Annotated in this window: 17 protein-coding genes; 7 read left to right on the top strand and 10 right to left on the bottom strand. The window is 74.0% G+C overall.

Features of this window, described 5'->3' with window-relative positions; translation table 11 throughout:
* Positions 1-43: 43 nt before the first annotated feature.
* Positions 44-1,009, bottom strand: a complete 966-nt coding sequence (locus QFZ71_RS28795; protein ID WP_307671077.1) for a pirin family protein — start codon at positions 1,007-1,009, stop codon at positions 44-46.
* A gap of 147 nt (positions 1,010-1,156) precedes the next feature.
* Here QFZ71_RS28795 and QFZ71_RS28790 point away from each other — a divergent pair, with 147 nt between their 5' ends.
* Positions 1,157-1,516, top strand: coding sequence for a tetratricopeptide repeat protein (locus tag QFZ71_RS28790; protein ID WP_307671076.1), 360 nt, complete (start codon positions 1,157-1,159; stop codon positions 1,514-1,516).
* A 150-nt stretch (positions 1,517-1,666) separates the two neighbouring features.
* Here QFZ71_RS28790 and QFZ71_RS28785 read toward each other — a convergent pair whose 3' ends face one another.
* Both QFZ71_RS28785 and QFZ71_RS28780 read right to left on the bottom strand, forming a co-directional pair.
* Entirely contained in the window at positions 1,667-2,422 is a 756-nt protein-coding gene (locus QFZ71_RS28785) for a CbtA family protein (protein ID WP_307671075.1), read from the bottom strand.
* Between the two features lie 61 nt (positions 2,423-2,483).
* Complete coding sequence (locus QFZ71_RS28780; protein WP_307671074.1) at positions 2,484-2,699, bottom strand: CbtB-domain containing protein; 216 nt, start codon at positions 2,697-2,699, stop codon at positions 2,484-2,486.
* A gap of 265 nt (positions 2,700-2,964) precedes the next feature.
* On the opposite strand from QFZ71_RS28780, the gene QFZ71_RS28775 reads away from it, so the two are divergent.
* Positions 2,965-3,555, top strand: a complete 591-nt coding sequence (locus tag QFZ71_RS28775) for a histidine phosphatase family protein (RefSeq protein WP_307671073.1) — start codon at positions 2,965-2,967, stop codon at positions 3,553-3,555.
* 25 nt (positions 3,556-3,580) lie between these two features.
* Here QFZ71_RS28775 and QFZ71_RS28770 read toward each other — a convergent pair whose 3' ends face one another.
* Both QFZ71_RS28770 and QFZ71_RS28765 read right to left on the bottom strand, forming a co-directional pair.
* Entirely contained in the window at positions 3,581-4,300 is a 720-nt protein-coding gene (locus tag QFZ71_RS28770) for a 4'-phosphopantetheinyl transferase (RefSeq protein ID WP_307671072.1), read from the bottom strand.
* Positions 4,297-5,277: a metallophosphoesterase gene (locus tag QFZ71_RS28765; protein ID WP_307671071.1), complete on the bottom strand. Its 981-nt coding sequence runs from the start codon at positions 5,275-5,277 to the stop codon at positions 4,297-4,299. Before QFZ71_RS28765 ends, QFZ71_RS28770 begins: the two co-directional genes overlap by 4 nt.
* 315 nt (positions 5,278-5,592) lie before the next feature.
* On the opposite strand from QFZ71_RS28765, the gene QFZ71_RS28760 reads away from it, so the two are divergent.
* Complete coding sequence (locus QFZ71_RS28760) at positions 5,593-5,805, top strand: hypothetical protein (protein WP_307671070.1); 213 nt, start codon at positions 5,593-5,595, stop codon at positions 5,803-5,805.
* Between the two features lie 568 nt (positions 5,806-6,373).
* On the opposite strand, the gene QFZ71_RS28755 is transcribed toward QFZ71_RS28760, so the two are convergent.
* A complete protein-coding gene (locus QFZ71_RS28755) occupies positions 6,374-7,624 on the bottom strand; it encodes an MraY family glycosyltransferase (RefSeq protein ID WP_307671069.1) in 1,251 nt (416 codons plus the stop codon).
* Positions 7,625-8,171: 547 nt separating this feature from the next.
* Complete coding sequence (locus tag QFZ71_RS28750; protein WP_307671068.1) at positions 8,172-9,749, bottom strand: amidohydrolase; 1,578 nt, start codon at positions 9,747-9,749, stop codon at positions 8,172-8,174.
* Positions 9,750-9,984: 235 nt separating this feature from the next.
* On the opposite strand from QFZ71_RS28750, the gene QFZ71_RS28745 reads away from it, so the two are divergent.
* The 4 genes from QFZ71_RS28745 to QFZ71_RS28730 all read left to right on the top strand — a co-directional run bounded on the left by QFZ71_RS28745 (position 9,985) and on the right by QFZ71_RS28730 (position 12,879).
* Positions 9,985-10,929, top strand: coding sequence for a methionyl-tRNA formyltransferase (locus tag QFZ71_RS28745; RefSeq protein ID WP_307671067.1), 945 nt, complete (start codon positions 9,985-9,987; stop codon positions 10,927-10,929).
* Between the two features lie 202 nt (positions 10,930-11,131).
* A complete protein-coding gene (locus QFZ71_RS28740) occupies positions 11,132-11,548 on the top strand; it encodes a hypothetical protein (RefSeq protein WP_307671066.1) in 417 nt (138 codons plus the stop codon).
* Positions 11,545-12,279, top strand: a complete 735-nt coding sequence (locus QFZ71_RS28735) for a 2-phosphosulfolactate phosphatase (RefSeq protein ID WP_307671065.1) — start codon at positions 11,545-11,547, stop codon at positions 12,277-12,279. Before QFZ71_RS28740 ends, QFZ71_RS28735 begins: the two co-directional genes overlap by 4 nt.
* 105 nt (positions 12,280-12,384) lie before the next feature.
* A complete protein-coding gene (locus QFZ71_RS28730) occupies positions 12,385-12,879 on the top strand; it encodes an ATP-binding protein (protein WP_373465168.1) in 495 nt (164 codons plus the stop codon).
* Positions 12,880-12,948: 69 nt separating this feature from the next.
* Here the strand turns inward: QFZ71_RS28730 and QFZ71_RS28725 are convergent, their stop codons facing one another.
* The 3 genes from QFZ71_RS28725 to QFZ71_RS28715 all read right to left on the bottom strand — a co-directional run bounded on the left by QFZ71_RS28725 (position 12,949) and on the right by QFZ71_RS28715 (position 19,838).
* Entirely contained in the window at positions 12,949-13,830 is an 882-nt protein-coding gene (locus QFZ71_RS28725; protein WP_307671064.1) for an RNA polymerase sigma factor SigF, read from the bottom strand.
* Positions 13,831-14,025: 195 nt separating this feature from the next.
* Positions 14,026-15,873, bottom strand: a complete 1,848-nt coding sequence (locus tag QFZ71_RS28720) for a hypothetical protein (RefSeq protein ID WP_307671063.1) — start codon at positions 15,871-15,873, stop codon at positions 14,026-14,028.
* The gene (locus QFZ71_RS28715; RefSeq protein ID WP_307671062.1) at positions 15,870-19,838 is read right to left on the bottom strand and encodes a DUF5682 family protein; all 3,969 of its coding nucleotides are present in this window, start codon (positions 19,836-19,838) and stop codon (positions 15,870-15,872) included. The genes QFZ71_RS28720 and QFZ71_RS28715 overlap by 4 nt, the downstream gene beginning before the upstream one ends.
* Positions 19,839-19,841: the final 3 nt, after the last annotated feature.

Genomic DNA, 19,841 nt, shown 5'->3' with positions numbered 1-19,841 from the left:
CGCCAGTGGCGGCACGACCAGCCCGTCCCTAGGTTTCCGCAGGTCAGCGGAGCCTTCCACGCGGCTTCAGCGGTACCGGCGGCAATGCGGGGGCAGGCAGCCGAGCCCCGTCGTAGCCCTTGACCTCGCCGAACCGCTTCCCCTCCATCCAGTCCTCGCGGGGCTGGACGATCTCCTCCTGGGACCGTCCGATCCAGTTCCAGAACATCACCAGCTCCTCCTCGAACGGCTCGCCGCCCAGGAGCATCAGCCCTGCGTCGGAGACACCGCGCAGGGGCAGTTCGGTGCGGCCGCAGCCGAGGTAGAGCATCGATCCGGGCAGTACGGGCACGCCGTCGACCTCTGCCTCGCCGGACATGGACAGGACCGCGTACTCGAAGTCGGGGTCCAGGGGCAGACGGGCTTCGGCGCCACCGGTCAGGGTCAGGTCGGCGCCGACGATCGGGGTGTACGCGGTACCGGGCGAGACCGCCCCGTCCAGTTCGCCCAGGATGACGGTGGCGGCCAGACCGGGGGCGGTGACGACGGGCAGGTCCGTGTGGTGCTGGAAGTGCGGTTCGACGTGCCGGTGCGCCCCCGGCAGAGCCACCCAGAGCTGCGCTCCGTGCAGGAGGCGGGCGTGCTCCCTCGGACTCTCCTCGGAGTGGCTGATGGCCCGGCCCGAGGTCATCAGGCCCAGTTCGCGGGGACGTACCGTCTGCAGGCTGCCGAGGCTGTCCCGGTGCAGGACCTCCCCCTCGTGGAGCCAGCTGACGGTCTGGAGGCCCATGTGGGGATGGGGCGGCACCTGCATACCCGGCTCGTCCGCGATGTCGTCCGGCCCGTAGTGGTCCACGAACGCCCACGCACCCACCATGCGGCGGCCGAGATTGGGCAGCAGGCGACGGACTTCGGTGCTCCCGCCGAGCCGGACGCGACGGGGGGCGAGAAGCTCGCGGACGGGCTCGGCGACGACGAAGCCGCGCCCTCCGCAGACGGAGGGGGTGGCCTGGCGATCGAGATTGCTCATGGGGCTCAACCTATTCCCGCAGGGATGCGGAGCACTGGGCTCCACGCCGGAAGTTTAGTGGAATGTTCAACCATTGTGCGGTGTTGTCATGGCTGAACGTACGGCGGGGCGGTCCGGGGACGGTCCGCCCCACACGAAGGAGGACCCGTGAGCGAGACCGAGACCTACTACGAATTCGGCACCCCCGCCGACCGGTGGGACCGGGCGCAGATGTTCTTCGAGGCCAAGGAGTACCTGACGGCCGCGCGGATCCTGGGCGGGCTCGTCGAGGAGGCGCCGGCGCAGGTCGCGCCGCGTCTGCTGCTGGCCCGCTCCTACTACCACTCCGCCCGGCTGGGCAAGGCGGAGGAGGAACTGCGGGTCATCCTGGACCTCGACCCGGTGGAGAGTTACGCGCATCTCATGCTGGGCCGCACCCTCGAGCGCCAGGGCCGGGCCGCCGATGCCGCCCCGCACCTGCGGATGGCCGCCGCCCTCGACGGCGACTTCGGGCCCGGCACCGCCTGAGCCACCGCCCGCCCCTCGGCCGGGTCCGCGCCCCTCGGCGCGGACCCGGTCTCTCCCGGCGCGCGGGAAGTCATCGGCCCGCCCGCGCACCGTGTGCGCGGGCGGGCCGACCAGGCGGACCGTCGTCGCGGTGCGCGAGACGGACGGGCCTCAGCGCACCGCGCTCGCGGTACGGGAAGAGGCGGCACGGGCCGCCGGCACCAGGAGCCGTTCGGTGAGGTGGCCGAAGGCGAGGCCGAAGGTGGTCCACAGGGTCGTCTGGACCGCGAGCGTGGAGAGCCGGAACTCCCACAGCAGGGTCGCCGGGAAGTCCTTGCCCACCTCGTCGAAGGAAGGCAGGAACGCGTAGGCGAGAGCGATCAGCAGGACGTAGCCCGCACCCGCCGCGATGGTGGCGTTCCAGTTGCCGAGGCGGGGAGCGAGCCGTTTGCCGATGATGACGGCGGCGACGGCCAGCAGCACGCTGAGCGCGACCATCAGGAAGAACAGGGTGGTGCGCTCGCCGATGGTGTCGGGGTTGCCGACGGCCGGCGGGTTCGCCGGGTACTTGAGGAACGGCACGAGGTAGACCGTGAGCAGGGCCGCGCCCGCGATGAGTGCCGCCGTCGCGCGGGGTCCGAAGTTTCCGATGCGCCCCAGCGCGTAGCAGAACACCAGGGCGGCGATTCCCCCCACGGCGACGCCGAAGACCAGGACGCCGGTGGCGAGTCCGCCGGTGGCCTGCATGGTGCGGGTGACCAGTTCCTCACCGCCGCCGTGGTCGTGGCTGTGGGCCTCTTCGAGGGCGATGGCCGCGTCCACCCGGGACTCGCCGAGGAAGTAGGCGACGGCGAGTGCGAGCGCGCCCGCGATCAGGCCCGCGAGCATGCCGCGCACGAGCAGAGCTCTGACAGACAGGGAGTTCACGAGGGGTTCCTGGTTTCTCTTGCTTTCCATGTCCGCTGATGTCCCTGGTTCTTCAGGCGCTTCAGTGGCAGGGGAAGCCGAGCAGGTGACGGCCGTCGTGGACCCACTCGTGCACGCCTTCGCCCGAGATGAGCGCGGTGGCGCCCTGTTCGGCGCCGACGAAGTACAGCAGGACGAGCATGAGAACGCCGAAGAAGACCGCCCACGGGGCGAGGGCCTTCGCCGAGATCGGAGCGATCGCGGACGATCCGGCTGCGGGAACGGCTGACTGTGCCATGGCAGAACCTCCTGTGGGAACACGCGTCCCTGTCGTGGTGCCGTGGACGAGGCTGCCGGGTCTGACTTCCCGCACCGATGCGGGTTCACAGTGGCGCGACCGTGCCGGATTCTCACCGGACTTCCGTCACACCCTCGTCATGGTCGACGTGACGATACCGCGCGGGCGCAGGTGCCGCCATGGTCCAATCTGCGGAGCCCCGGAACGTGGAGCCCTCGGGGCGACAGGACTGTGAGGCCCCTGATGAAGGAGTGAGAGCAGGGACATGACCGTACGGGTGATGTTGATCTCACCGGCGATGAACGCCGCGCTGCGAGCGGCCCGTTTCGAGGGGGACGCCCCGCTGGACCGGTCGGGCCGCGAGCGGGCACGGGCGGCGGGCGGTGCGGTGCCGGAGGCCGGACTGACACGCAGCGGCCCGTCCGAGCGGTGCCGCGAGACGGCCGGGGCGCTCGGCCTGGCGGCCCGGACCGAACCGGCCCTGAGCGGCTGGGACATGGGCCGCTGGGCCGGCCTCACACTGGAGGAGGTGGCCGCCGCCGAGCCCGCGGAAGTGGCCGCCTGGCTGGGCGACCCGTCGGCGGCCCCGCACGGCGGCGAATCGTTGCACGGTCTGATCAGGCGGATCGGGGGATGGCTGGACTCCCTCGGCGGACCGGCCGCGCCCGGCGCGGGCGTCCTCGCGGTGGCCGAGGCGGCGGTCGTCCGGGCGGCGGTCGTGCACGGTCTGCGGCTGTCGGCGGAGGCGTTCTGGCGACTGGACGTCGCCCCGCTGACGCTGACCGAACTCAGCGGGCGGTCGGAGCGGTGGAATGTGGCCCTGGGACGCCCGCTGACCGCGCGGACCGCCGGCTGAGCGCGCCTTGAGACCCGATGAGGCGTCAGAAATCGTCCGTTTCCCGCCAGTCGGGCCGCACCAGTACGGCCGTGACGACGATGCCCTCCTCGATCCACCAGCGCCCGCGCAACGTCGTCGGCAGGGCGGGGTCGGTGAGGAGCAGCCGCGCGGCGAAGTCGCCGTAGGCCGCGACGGGGGTCCGCCCCCCACCGACACCTTCGGGGCCACTTCTCTGCTGGAACGTCAGATCCGCCTCGGTGAAGTCCAGTTCGGTCCTGGTGATCGGATACCAGGTCTTGAACACGCTCTCCTTGGCGGAGAACAGGACGCGGTCCCAGTGGATGGCTCCCGAGCCCTCCGCGGCCGGCGGCCCGATCCGCTCCCGTTCCGCGGGCAGCGTCACCAACTCCCGTACGCCGTCCGGCAGCGGGGCATGCTGTTCCGCGTCGATCCCCAGCGAGAGCACGTCCTTCTCGCGGGCCAGCGCGGCTGCCCGGTACCCGTGGCAGTGGGTGAGACTGCCGACGATCCCGTCGGGCCACAGCGGTCTTCCCCGGTGTCCGTGGAGGACGGCCACCGGGGGCAGGCCGAGTCCGGCCATGGCACGCCGGGCGCAGGCGCGGGCTGTGGCGAAATCGTTCCTGCGCTTGGCCACGCTCCTGGCGACCAGCGCCTCCTCCTCCGGGAAGAGGGTCCCGTCCGGGACGGTCTCGGCGCGGGTGGCCGCGCAGGAGACGTCGGCGGGCAGCAGCCGCTCGATCATGAAGTGCCTCCGGAGGTGTGCCGCTGGACGGACGGACCGGCGCCGGTCCGGGCCGGTGGGGCGGGTTCGCCCTCGTAGGGGAGGATCTGCCGCAGCAGGCCGCGCGGGTGTCCCCTCTCGCGCCACTCCCTGGGATAGCCGATGGAGACCTCCTCGAAGCGCACCCCGTCGTACCAGGTCGTACGGGGGATGTGGAGGTGGCCGTAGACGACGGCGGTGACGTTGAAGCGGCGGTGCCAGTCCGCGGTCAGTTCGGTGCCGCACCACTGCGCGAACTCCGGATACCACATCACCGAGGTGGGCTCCCGGAGGAGGGGCCAGTGCCCGGCGAGGACGAGCGGGACGGCGGGGTCGTGCTCCGCGAGCCGGCGTTCGGTGACGGCGACACGGGCACGGCACCAGGCGTCGCGCGTCGGATAGGGGTCCGGGAACAGGAGGTACTCGTCGTTGCAGACGATCCCGGCCTCGTGCGCGACGGCGAGGGACTCCTCCTTCGTGTGCGTGCCGGGGGCGCGGAAGGTGTAGTCGTACAGCAGGAAGAGGGGAGCGATCGCCACCGGTCCGTCCGGACCCGGCCAGAGCGGAAAGGGGTCCTCCGGCGTGGTGACGCCCAACTCCCGGCACAGCTCCACGAGATGGTCGTAGCGGTCCTGGCCGCGCAGTTGGACCGGGTCCTTGGGCAGCGTCCACAGCTCGTGATTGCCGGGTGCCCAGATCACCTTGGCGAAGCGCTTCGCCAGGAGTCCGAGCACCCACCGGATGTCCTCGGGCCGCTCGGCCACGTCGCCCGCGACGATCAGCCAGTCCGCGTCGGACGTGGGGCGCAGGGACTCCACGATCTGCCGGTTGTCGGACATCGCCGCGTGCACGTCACTCACGGCCATCAACCGGCCCGTTCCCTGGTGGCGGCCCCCGTCACCGTGGGCGGGGGCCGGGCCGGTGGCTCTGTCCGGCGCGGGATCGCTCGGAGGCGTCATGGGCGCTGTTCCCCGATCTGTCGGCGGTGGGCCGGCTCCGTCGGCACGGTGGGAGCCGCTGGGACGTAGCCTCTCACGCTCCCCTCGCGTACCCCTCTCGGGGTTTCGGTGGGCGGGCGCGTCGACGGACGCGCGGAGGACGCATCCCTTCCGTACCGTCAGCCGCGCTCCGAGCGAAGGGAGTTGAGGAGTCAGCCGTCCACCACGCCCGCCTCGCCGTGCGGATGACGAGACACGACCGCCGCACCCGGACGCTGTCCGCGCCACGCGTACTGGAGGAGCAGCGCGGGGCTTCCCGCCGGGACGACGCCGGGCGTGCATCTCGTGGACACCGGCAGCACCGACGGTACGCCGGAGACCGTCCGGCGGCGGCATCCGGTGGTGGAGGTCATGTCGGTGGGCGCGGACGTCCCCCGCACCAGGGCGCTGCGCAGCGCCGGCCGCAACAGCCTCGGCGGAGGCGGGGGCGGAGGCGCGTCCGGTACGGCGCCGGGCGGCCCGAACCACGTGTGGACGCATCAGCTGTGACTCGACGACCGGGTCGAGCTGTTCCCGGACGCCCTGGCGAACGTGCTGCGCACGGCGCGGGCGGCCGGGGCCGACGCGGTCGTCGTGGGCGCGGTGCGCAACGCGTACGGGGGGGGTGCTCCGGCCGCTGGGGCAGTTCCCTGACCCTGGTCGAGCCCGCCGGGCACCGGCCCGAGCCGTGCGACATGTACGACGGGCGGGTGGTTCTGGTGCCCCCCGACCGTGTACGACCTCGTCGGGGCCCCACCAGGTCTTCCGCCACCGGATGGGCGAATACGACCACGGCCGGCGTGCGCGCCGGGCCGGGGTGAGCGCGCTGGTCGCGCCGGGACACGTGGGCGCATGCGCGGGCGCCACCGGTGCTTCTGGCTCCCGGGAGCCGGGGACCGGCGTCCGGGAGGCGCTGCGCCGGGTGACCTCCGTACGGGAGCTGCCGCCCCGCCAGTGGTGGGCGTACCGCCTGCGGCACAGCTGGCTGTGGGCGCCGTACCTGATGGCCTCCCCGCACGCGCGCCCTCGCCCGCGCCGGTGCTCGACGGCTGCGCGGCTGATCACGGGCCGGGCGGCGTCAGCTCCGCTCGGCCGCGACCGCGGCGGCCTCGGAGGGGCGGCCGGAGGGCGGGGGCGGCACGGTGGGGCGGCCGGAGGCGGTCCTGGCGGTGCCGGGGGGAGCGTTCTTGCCGGGGGCGGATGCCGAGCCACCCTGCGCGGATGCCGATCCACCCTGCGCGGGGGCCGTCCTGGGCTTCGCGGCGGGCGCGGCGGGCGTCGCGGGTCGCCGGGTTCCGGTACGGGGCGCGACCGTACGGGACCGAGCCGCGCGGGGCGGCGCGTATGCGGGAATCCGGAGCAGGGCGACGACGACGGCGACCGTCCCGGCCAGCGGCACGAGGAGGAACGCGGGGTGCATCAGCCCGGCGTACACGAGCGTTCCGGTGGCCACGGGCACGCCCGCCCACAGGGCCACCAGGATCGCCGCGCCGGGCACCGTGACCCGCACCCGTCGCAGCCGGTGCGCGATGTGGTCGTCGGCGTCGCGCAGCGGAGAACGTCCCGCGCGACGGCGGGAGATCACGACGAGGGCGGTGTCGGCGAGGGCCACCGTCGCCAGGGCGGGCAGCGCGGCCCACGCGGCGCGGCCGGCCGGGGCCGCCTCCTGGAGCAGCGCCCCGGAAGCGGCCAGCGCGAACCCCGTGAACTGCGCGCCGCACGCGCCGAGCCGCAGACGGGCGGGGTGCCAGGTATGGAGCAGGAACCCGGCGAGCCCCGCGGCCAGAGTCGCCGGAAGCAGCGCGAGCGCGGAGCCGCCGTCGAGGGCCGCACACGCGAGCAGTCCGGCGGCGGTGACCAGGCCGACGGCGGTCAGCAGCCCGTCGGCGTGGTCGAGCAGGGCGAACGCGTTGGTGACGAGGACGATCCAGAGCACGGCCAGGACGGCCGCGACGGGCGACAGTCCGGCCGCCCAGACGACGAGGGCGGCGGCCGCCGTCTGGGCGGCCAGGCGCAGGACGGGCCCCAGCGGCTTCAGGTCGTGCACGAGACCGAGCGCGGCCACGGCCCCGGCACCGGCGAGCAGCCCCGCGACGGAGGCGGGCGCGTCGTCCGCCGCACCGAGCCACAGAGCTCCACCGGCCGCCGCGGCGGCGCCGAGCACGGCGGTCGCCCCGCCCGCTCTGCGCAGCGCCCTGGCCCGTGACGCGCACCCGCCCGGCTTCGCCGGGGTGTGGGGGCGGAGCGCCACGCGGCGGGCGCTCCTGGCGAGTGCGACCGTGATGAACAGCGCGGCCACACCGGAGGCGATGATCCCCAGCACGTTCACCTGCCCTGCCTTTCCTCGTTCATGACCTGCGGCGTGGAGGCGGGGCGGCCGGTGGAACGGCGCCTTCGCCCGTTCCCCTGCCGGTGGTGGGTCGGGGGACACAGGACGCCACTCGGGTGGCGTTTCTCCCCAACCTACGGGCCAATGTCCGCCTTCACCCTAAATAACACGAAAAAGACCACGTATTGTTCTGCCGACCGCTCGCGGGGCGGCGTGGCCCGAACGCCCCTCGGTGCCTTCAACAGGCTTCGACGTCAACGCGGTTGGGAAGGGAGTCGGGTGGAGTGGCCGTCAGCCCCTGGTGCCGTGTCCGGCGTCGCGCTCCACGGCGGCATGCCACCAGCCCGGCGGAGAGGTGCCGGACCGTTCTCCGCCTTCTCCGCACCCAGGGCGCCGAGCGCAGCGTCACGCCGAGGCGCGGAGTTCCGGAATCCCCGGCGCGGCCACCCCGAAACCTCCGGCCCAGGACCCCGGACCCCCCACACAGGACCCCGGAACCCGTGGCGCGGGCCACCCCGCCCCGTGAGCCGCACCGCGACGCGGGCCGTCACGCTTCGGCGCGGGAGTCCCGGCCGTCCACGTAGGTCCGGAGGATCTCGATGTCGCCGATCCGGGACGGGTCCACGCGGTGCGGGTCGTCGCCCAGCACCACCAGATCGGCGCGCATCCCGGCCGAGAGGGCGCCCGCCGCGTCCTCCCAGCGGCAGGCGTGGGCGCCGGCGACCGTGTAGGCCCGTAGCGCCTCGTCGACGGTGACGGCCTCCTCGGGGCCGATGACGCGGCCGGAGACGGAGGCGCGTTCGACCATGAACTGGATCGCCCGCAGCGGCGAACCGTCCGTGACCGGGCGGTCAGAACTGCCGACAAGGGCGACCCCGTGATCCAGGAAGCCCCGGCCCCGGTACATCCAGCCGGACCTCCTCTCCCCCATCACCGTCGCGTAGTCGTCTCCGAAGTAGCGGAGGAAGTTGGGCTGGACCACCGCGCTGACGCCGAGTGCGGCGAACCGCGGCAGCTGGTCGGGGCGGATCAGCCCGGCGTGCTCGATACGGTGGCGCGCGTCCGGGCGGGGCCGCAGCCTCCGGGCCCGCTCCAGGGCGTCCAGGGCGAGGTCGGCGGCGCGGTCGCCGATGGCATGGACGGCGAGCTGCCAACCGGCGAGGTGGCCGTCGACGATGAGGTCGCTGAGCCGTTCCGGGTCGTCCTGGAAGCGGCCGGTGTTGCAGGTCTCGCCCTCGTACGGTGAGGTGAGAGCCGCCGTGCGGGCCATCATCCCGCCGTCGGTGTAGATCTTGAGCGCGCCGAGCGACAGCCAGTCGTCCCCGAACCCGGTGCGCAGGCCGAGATCCAGGGCGCGGGGGAAGCCGTCGTCGGCGTGGGCGGCACGGGGGCGCAGCGTGTCGCCCGAGGCCATGAGCTGGATCCGCAGGGGCAGTCGCCCGCGGTCGCGGAGCAGTTGGTAGGCGCCCAGTTCGACGGGGCTGTGGCCGAGGAGTCCGCCGCCGATGCCCGCCTCCACGCAGGCCGTGATTCCCTCGTCGAGGCAGGCGCGTGCGGCCAGCTCGATCGCGTCGGCCAGCTCCTCCTGGGAGTAGGGCAGCCGCAGCCGGCGGGCGGCGGTCATGGCGCTCTCCGCGAGGAAGCCGTCCTCGTGGGGCGTTCCGGCCGGCAGCAGCTCCAGCACGGCGGTGCTGACGACGCAGGCGTGGCCGGAGTCGTGCATCAGGAAGACCTTGCGGCCATGGCTGACCCGGTCCAGTTCGGCGGCGGTCAGATGGCGTCCCAGCGCCCGCTGGTCGTACCCGGCGACCTCCACCCACGCGGTCGGCGGGCCCGGCCGCCGGGCCGCCGCGTCCACGACCGCGAGGATGTCCTCGACCCGTTCGCACGGGGCGACGCTCGGTGTGCCGGCCTTCAACCCGGCCCAGGCCAGGTGGACATGGCTGTCGATGAAGCCGGGCAGCACGGTGGCGCCGTCCAGGTCGACGACCTCGCGGACGGGCAGGGAGGTCACGGCGTCGTCCACCCCGACGATCCTCCCGCGCCAGATGCCCAGGTCATGGGCGACGGGGTGGCGGGGGTCCATCGTGAGGACGCGCGCGTTCGTCAACCGTGTGCAGAGCATGGGCAGTTCCGTTCGTCCGTCGGAGAGGGAAGAGGGGAAGGGGCGGGCGCCGTCGGCCCCCTCCTGCCGCAGGGGCCCGGAGGCGGTCGGACACCAACGCCTGGTCACGGTCGGGGCTACCGGACGTCAACTCGATGGGATGCCCAACTGCCAAGACAATCATGCACTGTTGTACATTTAGGTAAGCCTTGCTTTACTGATGTGCCGGTTGATCGCTCTTCCCAGGAGGCACCGTATGCGGGTCGTCATGTTCGGCTACCAGACCTGGGGGCATCGCACGCTGCAAGCCCTCCTGGACTCCGAGCACGACGTGGTGACGGTGGTGACGCATCCGCGGAGCGAACACGCCTACGAGAAGATCTGGAGCGATTCCGTCGCCGACCTGGCGGAGAAGCACGGGGTCCCCGTGATCATCCGCAACCGCCCGGACGACGAGCTCCATGAGCTCCTCGCGGAGGCCGCCCCGGACATCATCGTGGCGAACAACTGGCGCACCTGGATCCCTCCGCGGATCTTCGGCCTGCCGCGCCACGGCACGCTCAACATCCACGACTCGCTGCTGCCCGCCTACGCGGGCTTCTCGCCACTGATCTGGGCACTCATCAACGGCGAGAAGGAGGTCGGCGTGACCGCCCACATGATGGACGAGGAACTGGACGCCGGCGACATCGTCGTCCAGCGGGCGGTGGCCGTGGGACCGAAGGACACCGCCACCGACCTCTTCCACCGGACGGTCGACCTGATCGCCCCGGTGACCATCGAGGCGCTCGGCCTCATCGCCTCCGGGCAGACCGAGTTCACCCCACAGGACCGGTCGAGGGCCAGCTTCTTCCACAAGCGTGCCGAAGAGGACGTCCGCATCGACTGGAACTGGCCGGCCGAGGACCTGGAGCGCCTGGTCCGCGCCCAGTCCGCCCCGTACCCGGCCGCCTTCACGTACCACCGGGGACAGCGCCTCGAGGTCGTCTCCGCCGTCGTGTCACGGGGCCGCTACGGCGGCACTCCGGGCCGCGTCTTCTACCGCGAGGGCGACGGCGTCGTGATCGTCGCCGGAGCCGACGCCCGCCACGGCCGCAACCACGGCCTGGCGATCACGCGGGTGCGGACCTCGGACGGCCGGGAACTGCCCGCGACCGAGTACTTCACCTCGATGGGCGGCTATCTCACCGGCCGCCCCTGATGGCCGGGACCCGGCCCGTCCGTCCCACCCGTGCCCGGTTCCTCCCGCGGATGCCGGCTCACCCACCACGGCCGGCGGCAGCGTGGAGCGCCGCTCCCGTGAGCCGCGCCGGAACGCCTGAGCGGGCGGGACCCTGCCTGCGGGAGACCTGCTGGAGACAGACCCGTGGGGAGAAGCACCGGACCGCCTCCGGCGTGGGCGTATGACCACCGAACCGAGGACCTTCACGCCCCGGCCGCTGCGCGGTGTGAAGTCCGTGTACGTCCGCCAGGGCGGCTGCCCGTCCGTCTTCGCCCCGGCGGTGGCGGACTTCGAGCCCTGGGAACCGGGCGTGGAGTACGAGGTGGCGGGCACGAGCACCGCGCCGAGCCGGCCCCCGAAGTGGGCGACCGAATTGCACGACGCGTTCGGCTCCGGCGTGCGCGAAGCGCTGGCGGCGCTCGGCCCGGAGACGGCGGTGGCCGTCGCGGTCGTCCTGCGGTCCGTCACGGTGCACGAGGTGGACTCCCACCCCTGGCGTTCCTCGCGGCCGGGCGGCTCGCCGCACGCAACGCGCCGGCGGAGGCGGACGGTCCACCGCCGCGGCCCCGGCGGAAACAGGGCTGAGGCGCCGGGATGAGCACACACGATCATGACCGGACGGACGCGCGTTTCGTCGGCATGGCCGACCTGGCCGAGCCGCCCTCCGTGGCGGTCGTCGTCGACGTCATGCGGGCGTACACCGTGGCCGCATGGGCCTTCGCGCGAGGCGCGGAGAAGATCGTCCTCGCCGGGTCCCTGGATGAGGCGCTCGCCCTCACAGCACGCCGGCCGGACCGGGTCGCGCTCAAGGACGGCGCGCCCGCACCCGGTTTCGACGCCGTCAACTCCCCCGGCCTCCTCCGGTCCGCGGACCTCCGCGGACGGACCGTCGTGCAGAAGACCACGGCGGGGACGGTCGGCGCACTCGCGGTCAGGGAGGCGTCACTGGTGCTGTGCACGGGCTTCGTGGTGGCGGAAGCGACGGCGCGGGTGCTCCGGTGTCGTGGGGACGACACGGTCACGTACGTGGTCACCGGCGAGGAGGGACGCGCCGAGGAGGACCTGGCGTGCGCCCAGTACATCGAGCGGAGGGCCGCGGGCGCGGAGACGGACGCGGCACCGTATCTGCGCCGCGCCGCCGAGTCCCGCGCCGCCCGCGAACTGGCGGCAGGCATCCGTCGGGGTGCGCACCCCGACGATGTCACGCTCTGCCTGGAGCTCGACCGGTTCCCCTTCGCCATGGTCGCGGCCCTGGAGGACTCGCTGATGGTCCTGCGCCCGTACGACACTGCCCCGCCCCTCGGCGCCGGAGGCGCCGGCAGCGGGTGATGACCGCCTTTCGCGATTCCGCGTGTCTGAAACCGATACGGGCGGGTAGGCGGGAGGGTGTCGTTCCCGCTGGATCGAGGGCGGGCGTGTGACGGGGGCAGATCGATGGAGCGGTTGTTGGTGCGCGAAGCGCTGGAGCAGGGCCGACGAGGGACCGACGCCACGGTCGTGGCGCAGGACAGTGCCGGTTACGAGATGGGTTCGGGCGAGATCGCCCGCGCACGTGCCTTCGTGCGGGACTTCCTCGGCGTCGCGCGGAAGCGGCACGGTCTGGAGATCACCGAGCGGGCGACGGACGTCGCCCAGCTCGTCGTGAGCGAGCTGGCCACCAACGTCTGCAAGTACGCGCCGGGCCCGTGCCTGCTGGACCTGGAAGCCACCGCCGACAGTCTCGACATCGTCATGTGGGACTCGGGCTCGGTTCTGCCCGCCGCCTCCCCGGCGGACCCGGCGCGGGTCGGCCGGCACGGCCTGGAGCTGGTCCTCATGGTCTGCCAGAGCTTCTCGGTGCACCGCGAGCCGGTGGGCAAGCGGGTGCGGGTGCGGATCTCGCTGCGCGACGATCCGGGCGGCGACCCGGCGGGCAGCACGGTCGGCTAGAGCGCCCGAGGACGGGAAGAGGGGGTGGGGCCGGTCGGCCCCACCCCCTCTTCCCGTCCTCGGGCGCGGTCAGTTCTGGGCGAGCATCTCCTTGCGGAGCTTGGCGAGCAGTCGGGTGAGCAAGCGGGAGACATGCATCTGCGAGATGCCGAGCTTCTCGCCGATCTGGGCCTGCGTCATCTCCTGGCCGAAGCGCATCGCCACGATCTCGCGGTCCCGTTCTTCCAGCTGCTCCAGCAGCGGGGCCAGTGCGTGAAGATCCTCGACCAGTTCCATCGTCGGGTCGACATCGCCCTTGATGTCCCCGTAGGTGACGGTCTCGGCGCTGTTCTGTTCGACGCCGATGGGCAGGTCGAGGGAGCCCGCGGTGTAACCGTTGGCCGCTATGAGGCCCTCGATGACCTCTTCCTCGGTGAGGTCCAGATGCTCGGCCAGTTCGGCGACCGTGGGATCGCGGTCGAGCCGGCCCGCGAGCGTTTCCCGCGTCTTGGCGAGGGTCACGCGCAGTTCCTGCAGACGACGCGGTACATGGACGGCCCACGTCGAATCGCGGAAGAACCGCTTGATCTCCCCCACGATGTAGGGGATGGCGAACGACGTGAACTCGACCTCCCGGCTGAGCTCGAACCGGTCGATCGCCTTGATCAGCCCGATCGTGCCCACCTGGATGATGTCCTCCATCTCACCGCTGCCACGATTACGGAATCGCTTCGCGGCGAAATGCACCAAGGACAGGTTCATCTCGATCAGGGTGTTGCGTGCGTACTGGAACTCGTGTGTGCCTTCTTCGAGCACCTGCAACTGCTCGAAGAACAAGGCTCCCAGCGCCCGCGCGTCCTTCGGGGCGATCTTCGCGGGGTCCTCGACCCGTGGAAGCGCCCCGGGAGCGGTGGCGACCGTGCCGTGTTCCGATACGGCGGAGCGCCGAAGGCGCTGCGATGTGGTGGACATGCGCGTCTCCCGATGACTGCTGTTCGTGGACAACACGGGAGGGCACCGAGCAGGAACACCTCACGACGGCAGGATGCCGCTCCCGCGAGTGTGTGCCTGTCTTCCCAAGCACGCCGAACCGTCGTCTGTCCCCGATCGGCGGCCTCAAACACGGTCACATCGGCTGTAGCTCAAAATCACGGTCGGTCCCGCGCCTCACCCCGACGCCTCGTGGACCGGGGCCGGGGCCGGGGACATCGCGGCCGGGATCTCCCCCGCCGGGTTCCAGGCCGCCGAGCACAAGGACTCGGCCACGGCGGCCGTGTAGCGGGCGGCGGCCAGCCAGTGGGCGGCGAATCCGTCGGTGTCGGCCGGGAGCAGGCGACCGAACTGATCGCGGTCGCGCTGGGCCGCCGAGGCGCACAGGGCGGTGAGGAGCGCGGCGGCCGTCGGGAGGCCGCCGCGGCGGATCCGCCGGGTCTCGGCGGTGACATCGCCCAGCATGCCGAGCGCGGCGCGGCCGGCCGGGACCACCTGTTCGACCCGGCGCTCCAGGAGGTACAGAGGCGATTGCGCTCCGGGCCCCGCGGGCTGCGGCGGTGCGAGGTGCACCGGGGCGGCCGGATCCGGAAGGTCGGCGCGGCGCAGCCGGTCGAGGCCGAGATCGATCGTGCCCTCGCCGGTGGGGTGCGAGCACGCGAGGAGGGTGAGCCGGGGGTGGGGTGCGGGAGCCAGCCGTCCGATGACCCTCAGCAGGGTCCCGGGCGCCGCGGCCAGCAGGGTCATGTTGTCGCGGTGGGCCAGCGCGGGGTCGTCGTCGGCGACGGCGAGCCGGACCTGAACGCCCCCCTCGCACTGCGCGAGCAGGCAGCTGCCTCCCGGCTCCCGTACCGCGCCGAGGAGTTCGACGTCCAGGAAGAGCAGGTCGCTGCCGCCGCCGTCCGGGTCCGCGTAACGGGAGGTGGACCGCAGGGCGCGGGCCGCCTGTTCGGACGGTGACGTCTCCCACAGGGCGGCGAGCGGCGGCTCCGTCCACGCCGCGCCCCGCGCGGTGACGGCCTTGACGCCCTTTCCGGCGCCCAGTCTGCCGTCCGGCGAGACCGTCGCCCCCGAAACGGCCAGGCCGGCCCGGCCCAGCTCCCGGTGGGTGAGCGCACTGTCCCCCAGGCGTACGGCCCGGTCGGCCACGCCGAGGGCGCGTCCCACCCCGCCCGGAGCCACGTCACCGACCGTGAAGAGGCGGCCGTCGGCGGCGGCGACCCAGGTGCGGACCCCGCCGTGCCCCGAGTCGGTGACCACGGGTTCGGTGAACAGGCCGTACAGGCGGAGGGAGCCGTCCGGGCTGTACGGGCGGCGCACCCGCCCTCTGACGGCGGCCAGCTCCGCCCCGGCCGCTGTTCCCACCCGGTGGGCGGTGCCGAGGAGTTCGGCCAGGACGGTGACCAGGTCGGCGGTGCGGTAGGACGGGTCCCCGGCGCGGGCCGCGCGCAGCAGCGTGACGACGGACAGCGCGGCGCCCGCGGCACGCGGGAGGTGACGGAGCCGGGCGGTGTGCGCGGCGCGGAGGAGGGCCGACTGGGTGACAGCCCCGGCCCCGTCGACGCCGGCCTCCAGCACCGCGGCGCCCGCCGCCCACAGGCCGTCGGCGGCGGCACGCTGGGCCGGGCTCGCCGTCTCCGGCGAGGAGACGGCTTCGGGGGCGGAGCCGGGGTCCGTCGCCGAGGCCGGTCCCGGACCTTCCGGGGCGGACCGCCCGGCGGGCTCGGGCGACGGGTCCGCCGCAGGGGCGGCGCAGGCGGCGGCCGCACGGTGGACGCACGCCGGGGCGAGCAGGCAACCGCAGGTGATGTCCTCCGCCTTCGTCACCACACCGCCGGTGGCGTGCAGCCGCAGCTCGGTCTCGTCGTCGACCTCGATCGTCACGGTGGTGCCGTCGCGGTGCGTCGGGCGCGCGGTGAGCTTGGTGACCGCCGCGTCCAGCCGCTTGCGCAGCCGGGGCGAGAGGACCTCCACGAGGGTGGCCGTGACCTCCGGGGCGACGGGCGGCAACTGGGCGGCGTTCATGCGGTCTTCTCCCCTATCCAGCGGGCCAGTTCGAGTGGGCTGAGGGCTGCCACGGGCATGCCGGCGGCGACGAGCTGCCCGGCGACGCCCGTCGAGTAACGGGGGCGCCCGGCGTCGTCGAGACTCGCACAGCCGAGGACATGGCAGCCGGTGTTGACCAGAGCCCGCACCTCGGACAGCAGTCCGGCCAGCGGCGCCCCCTCCTCGAAGTCGCTGATGACGACGACGAGGGTGCGCGAAGGCACCTCGATCAGGCCACGGGCGTGCCGGAGTCCGGCGGCGATGTGCGTTCCGCCGCCCACGCTCACTTCCAGCAGGAGGGAGAGGGGATCGCGCACATGGCCGGTGAGGTCGACCACCTCCGTGGAGAACGCCAGGAAATGGGTGCTCAGGGTCGGCACCCCGGCGAGCACCGAGGCGGTCAGCGCGGACCAGATCGTGGACGCCTCCATGGAGCCGGAGACATCGGTGACCAGGATCAGCCGCCAGTCGGCCGACCGGCGGGCGCGGCTTCGGAAGACCGGCTTCTCGGGGATCACCCGGACCGTGCCGTCGGCCGTCCGGCGGGCGGTGGCCAGATTGGCGCGCAGCGTCCGCGGCAGGTCCAGCCGGCCGCCGGGGCGGCGGGTGGGCCGGGCCGTCGTCGTACCGGTCAGCGCGGGTCGCAGGCGGGTGGCGAGCTGTCGGGTCAGTTCGTCGACCAGGTGGCGCACCAGCGGGCGGAGCGCCGCGAGGCGGGCTTCGGGAAGACCGCCGGCGTACTGCAGGATCGTCCGGAGCAGTTCCACGGAAGGGGTCGTGGCCGCCGGGTCGAGTTCGGCCAGCACATCCTGTCTCCCTGTCACGGCCGCGGCGGCGAGTACCTCCTCGCGGACACCGGGGCCGAACAGCGAGGCCAGTTCCTCGGACCACTCGCGGACACCGGGGAACGACGGTTCCCGGCCGCCGCCCGCTCCGGAGCCGCCCCGACCGGGGAGGCCGCCGCGCGAACCCTCGCCGTGTCCCGCGCCGTAGAGCTCGTCCAGCGCCGTGGCCAGACGGGCGGCGCCGGACGGCAGCCGGTCGGCGCTCCGGCCGAGCACGAGCCGCCATCGGTCGGCGGGCGCGAGGGTCCGTGCGGGGGTCGCTTCGGCCGGGGACTCGGTCACGGGGGCGGGCCCGGCGGTCGGTGGGGTCCCGGAGACGGTGGTGGGACGCGGAGCGGCCGGGTGGCCGGTGATCGACGGCGGTGGGAACCGGCCGTCGTCGGCGGGGGCCTCGACGGGAAGGCCGAGGCCGGTCAGGAGCGCGCGGGCCTCGAGGTCGGCGGCCGTGCGGCGGGCCAGCTCGGCCGGATCGTCCGCGTCGAGGGTGTCCACCCGTTCGCCCAGCCGCTCCTCCACGGTGACCAGCAGACGGTCCCGAGCCGCCGGGCTGAGGGTGTCGAAGCCACCCCGCAGGGCCGGCAGCCGGGTCAGGAACGCGGAGTCGTCCAGCTCGACGACCCGGTCCAGCAACGGGTCCAGGGCGCCGACGCCGACGGTCAGGAGAGGACCCGCGACCGTCAGGAGGCCGGTGAGGCGGGCGGTGAGCGTGGCGCGGGAGGCGCTGTCCACGGCTCCGTCCACCCAGGAGGCGATGCGCTCCCCGAATTCCTCGGCGTCCTCGTGGCCCGTGAGCACCCTGACCGCTCCGGCGGCCGCGGCGATCAGCGGGGCACCGTCCACGGCCAGCCGGGCGAGGGCGTCGGTGAGCCGGATACCGCCCAACCGGTCGGCGCGCTGGGCCAGTTCGAGCAGGGCGCGGGCATCCTCGGGCTTCTCGGAACCGGTCAGTCCGTCGACCTGGCGCACCGCGGCGGCGGTCAGTAGCTCCGCCGCGTGCGCGGTGCGGGCGGCCCGTGCGGCGGCGGCATCCGGGGGCGCGGGGGCGTGGGCCGGGTCCTCGGGACCGGCAGCCGGGCCCTCGGGGTCCGCGGGCTGGTCCTCGGGACCTTCGGCCCGGTCTTCTTCGGGGCCTTCGGGCGAGGTCAGACCCGGCAGATGGCCCGCGTCGATGCGGTCCAGCAGGTCGAGCCCGGCGAGGAGTTCGGGAAGGGTGCCGCTCGCGGGCAGTACGGCCGCCAGTTCGGCCAGCCGTTCGTCGGCCGGTGCCGGCAGCCCGCACGCGGCGGCCTCCGCGAGGCCGCGGACGACCTGGGCTGCCGTGGGGCCGCCCTCCGCGCGCTCGGCCGCGTGACGCTGCCGCAACACGCCCTCGGCCGCCTGCGCCGGGGTGACGCCGCGGGCCCCGGCCGCCGTGAGCATCGCGGCCGTCGCCGGGGTCCATCGCACCTGCCAGCGCGTCGTCAGCCCTTCACCACCCGCCGCGCCGGTGACCCCCTGCTCCTGGGCGTAGGGGATGCCGCACACCGTCAGCCTGCGCAGCAGCAGTTCGCGGCGGCGGTCCAGGAGGGAGCGTGCCGGGTCGAGGCGGAGGTCGCGCGGTGTCCTCTCGTGCGCGTCCCGTGGTCCGGGGAGCGCCAGTGCCATGGTCTCGGCCTCGACGGCGGGGCTCAGTCCACTGCGGGGAGCGGAGGGTGCGGGCCGTCCGGTGCGGTCTCCGACGAGTACGCGTTCGAGGGCACGGGCCACGGCGCGGCCCGTGCCGTAGGTCTCGCCACGCCCCAGCACCGTCTGCACGGCTTCCAGCAGTTCACCGCGTCCCGGTGCGGGGAGATCGCGCAGCCGGGCCAGGTCGCCGGCGACCCGGACGACCTCCCGGCCGTCCGCAGGGCCGTAGGGGTGGCCCTGTTCGCGCAGGGCGGCGCAGAGGCGCACCGCGGTGCGGAGGAGCGCCTCGTGCACGGCGGCCGGGTCCCCGGCGGCCTCCAGGACGGTGTGCTGCCACTCCGGGTCCCGGATGCCGGCCGGGTAACCGGATCGAGGGTCGAGCAGCGGGTACGTGTACGGGATCAGGGAGACCGTGCACTCCGCCGCCCCGGCAGCGCCGTCGGCGTGGCCGGCCGCGCTCGGCCGCGGCGCGGCGGCCGGGCCCGGTGCCGCGGGGTCCGGCGCGGCGGACAGGCCCGGCGCTCCCGGCTTCGCGGCTCCGGCTGTACCGGTGGTCCCGGCTGTACCGGCGTCCCCGGCTGACAGCAGCAGCGCCGGAGTGTGGAAGGCGCCCACCACCACGGCGGGCCGTCGTCCGCTCGCCAGGGCCTCGGCGACATGTTTGCGCATGCACGCCTCGCGCACCAGGTCCGTGCCGTGCACCCCGCCGCACGCCTCGGCCTCGTGGCGCAGCGCCCAGCCGGTGAGCAGGGCGGCACGGCGGAGCGCCTCGGGTGGGGAACCGGGGGCTCGGGCCTCCACCAGCCGATCCCACAGGTCGTCACCGTCCCGGCCGGTGAGCCGGGACCGGAGCGCGGCGGACAGCCCGTGCCCCTCCCCCGGCACGGGAGCGGAAGCCGCTCCGGGAACAGGGGCGGGAGCGCCGTCGCCACCCGCCGCCCGGGCCCGGTCGGCCAGGGGCAGGTCGCAGGCCACGGCAGGGACGCCGTTTCTCGCCGCCCAGCGCAGAGCGACCAGTTCGGGCGAGAAGTCCGCGAACGGGTAGAAGGCCGGGCCTCGTTCACCTTCCGGGCCGGTCCCGGTCCGGTCGGCGGGCACGGCGGCGAGCGCCACGGGGGCCTCGGTCTCCTCGTGGGCGAGCCAGCCCAGCCAGGGCTGGAACTCGGCGGGCAGTTCGACGAGGAGGACGTCGGGGGCCGCCGCGTCCAGCAGCGCCGGCAGGGCGGCCGCCAGCGAGGGCGCGTGGTGGCGCACCCCGATCAGGAACGGCGCACCGGGGCCCGCCGCCGCGAGGGCCGCGAGCGCGGCTTCCGAGGTGGCCGGCCCGGCTGCCGGGCCCGCCGCCGGGGAACCGGTGGCGGGCCCGGCGGCGGGCGACGTCTCGACGTCGGCCCCCGCCCTCGTCCCTGGCGCGGGAGTGGTCGATTCGTTCATCCG

It is taken from the genome of Streptomyces sp. V2I9 (assembly GCF_030817475.1).
Taxonomy (GTDB): domain Bacteria; phylum Actinomycetota; class Actinomycetes; order Streptomycetales; family Streptomycetaceae; genus Streptomyces.
This window is presented reverse-complemented; position numbering and strand designations above follow the sequence as displayed.

Bases quoted from the DNA above. Each gene is read 5' to 3' on its own strand.
- QFZ71_RS28795 (WP_307671077.1), bottom strand. From the start codon at position 1,009: ATGAGCAATCTCGATCGCCAGGCCACCCCCTCCGTCTGCGGAGGGCGC.
- QFZ71_RS28780 (WP_307671074.1), bottom strand. From the start codon at position 2,699: ATGGCACAGTCAGCCGTTCCCGCAGCCGGATCGTCCGCGATCGCTCCG.
- QFZ71_RS28775 (WP_307671073.1), top strand. From the start codon at position 2,965: ATGACCGTACGGGTGATGTTGATCTCACCGGCGATGAACGCCGCGCTG.
- QFZ71_RS28770 (WP_307671072.1), bottom strand. From the start codon at position 4,300: ATGATCGAGCGGCTGCTGCCCGCCGACGTCTCCTGCGCGGCCACCCGC.
- QFZ71_RS28765 (WP_307671071.1), bottom strand. From the start codon at position 5,277: ATGACGCCTCCGAGCGATCCCGCGCCGGACAGAGCCACCGGCCCGGCC.
- QFZ71_RS28750 (WP_307671068.1), bottom strand. From the start codon at position 9,749: ATGCTCTGCACACGGTTGACGAACGCGCGCGTCCTCACGATGGACCCC.
- QFZ71_RS28745 (WP_307671067.1), top strand. From the start codon at position 9,985: ATGCGGGTCGTCATGTTCGGCTACCAGACCTGGGGGCATCGCACGCTG.
- QFZ71_RS28740 (WP_307671066.1), top strand. From the start codon at position 11,132: ATGACCACCGAACCGAGGACCTTCACGCCCCGGCCGCTGCGCGGTGTG.
- QFZ71_RS28735 (WP_307671065.1), top strand. From the start codon at position 11,545: ATGAGCACACACGATCATGACCGGACGGACGCGCGTTTCGTCGGCATG.
- QFZ71_RS28730 (WP_373465168.1), top strand. From the start codon at position 12,385: ATGGAGCGGTTGTTGGTGCGCGAAGCGCTGGAGCAGGGCCGACGAGGG.
- QFZ71_RS28725 (WP_307671064.1), bottom strand. From the start codon at position 13,830: ATGTCCACCACATCGCAGCGCCTTCGGCGCTCCGCCGTATCGGAACAC.
- QFZ71_RS28720 (WP_307671063.1), bottom strand. From the start codon at position 15,873: ATGAACGCCGCCCAGTTGCCGCCCGTCGCCCCGGAGGTCACGGCCACC.
- QFZ71_RS28715 (WP_307671062.1), bottom strand. From the start codon at position 19,838: ATGAACGAATCGACCACTCCCGCGCCAGGGACGAGGGCGGGGGCCGAC.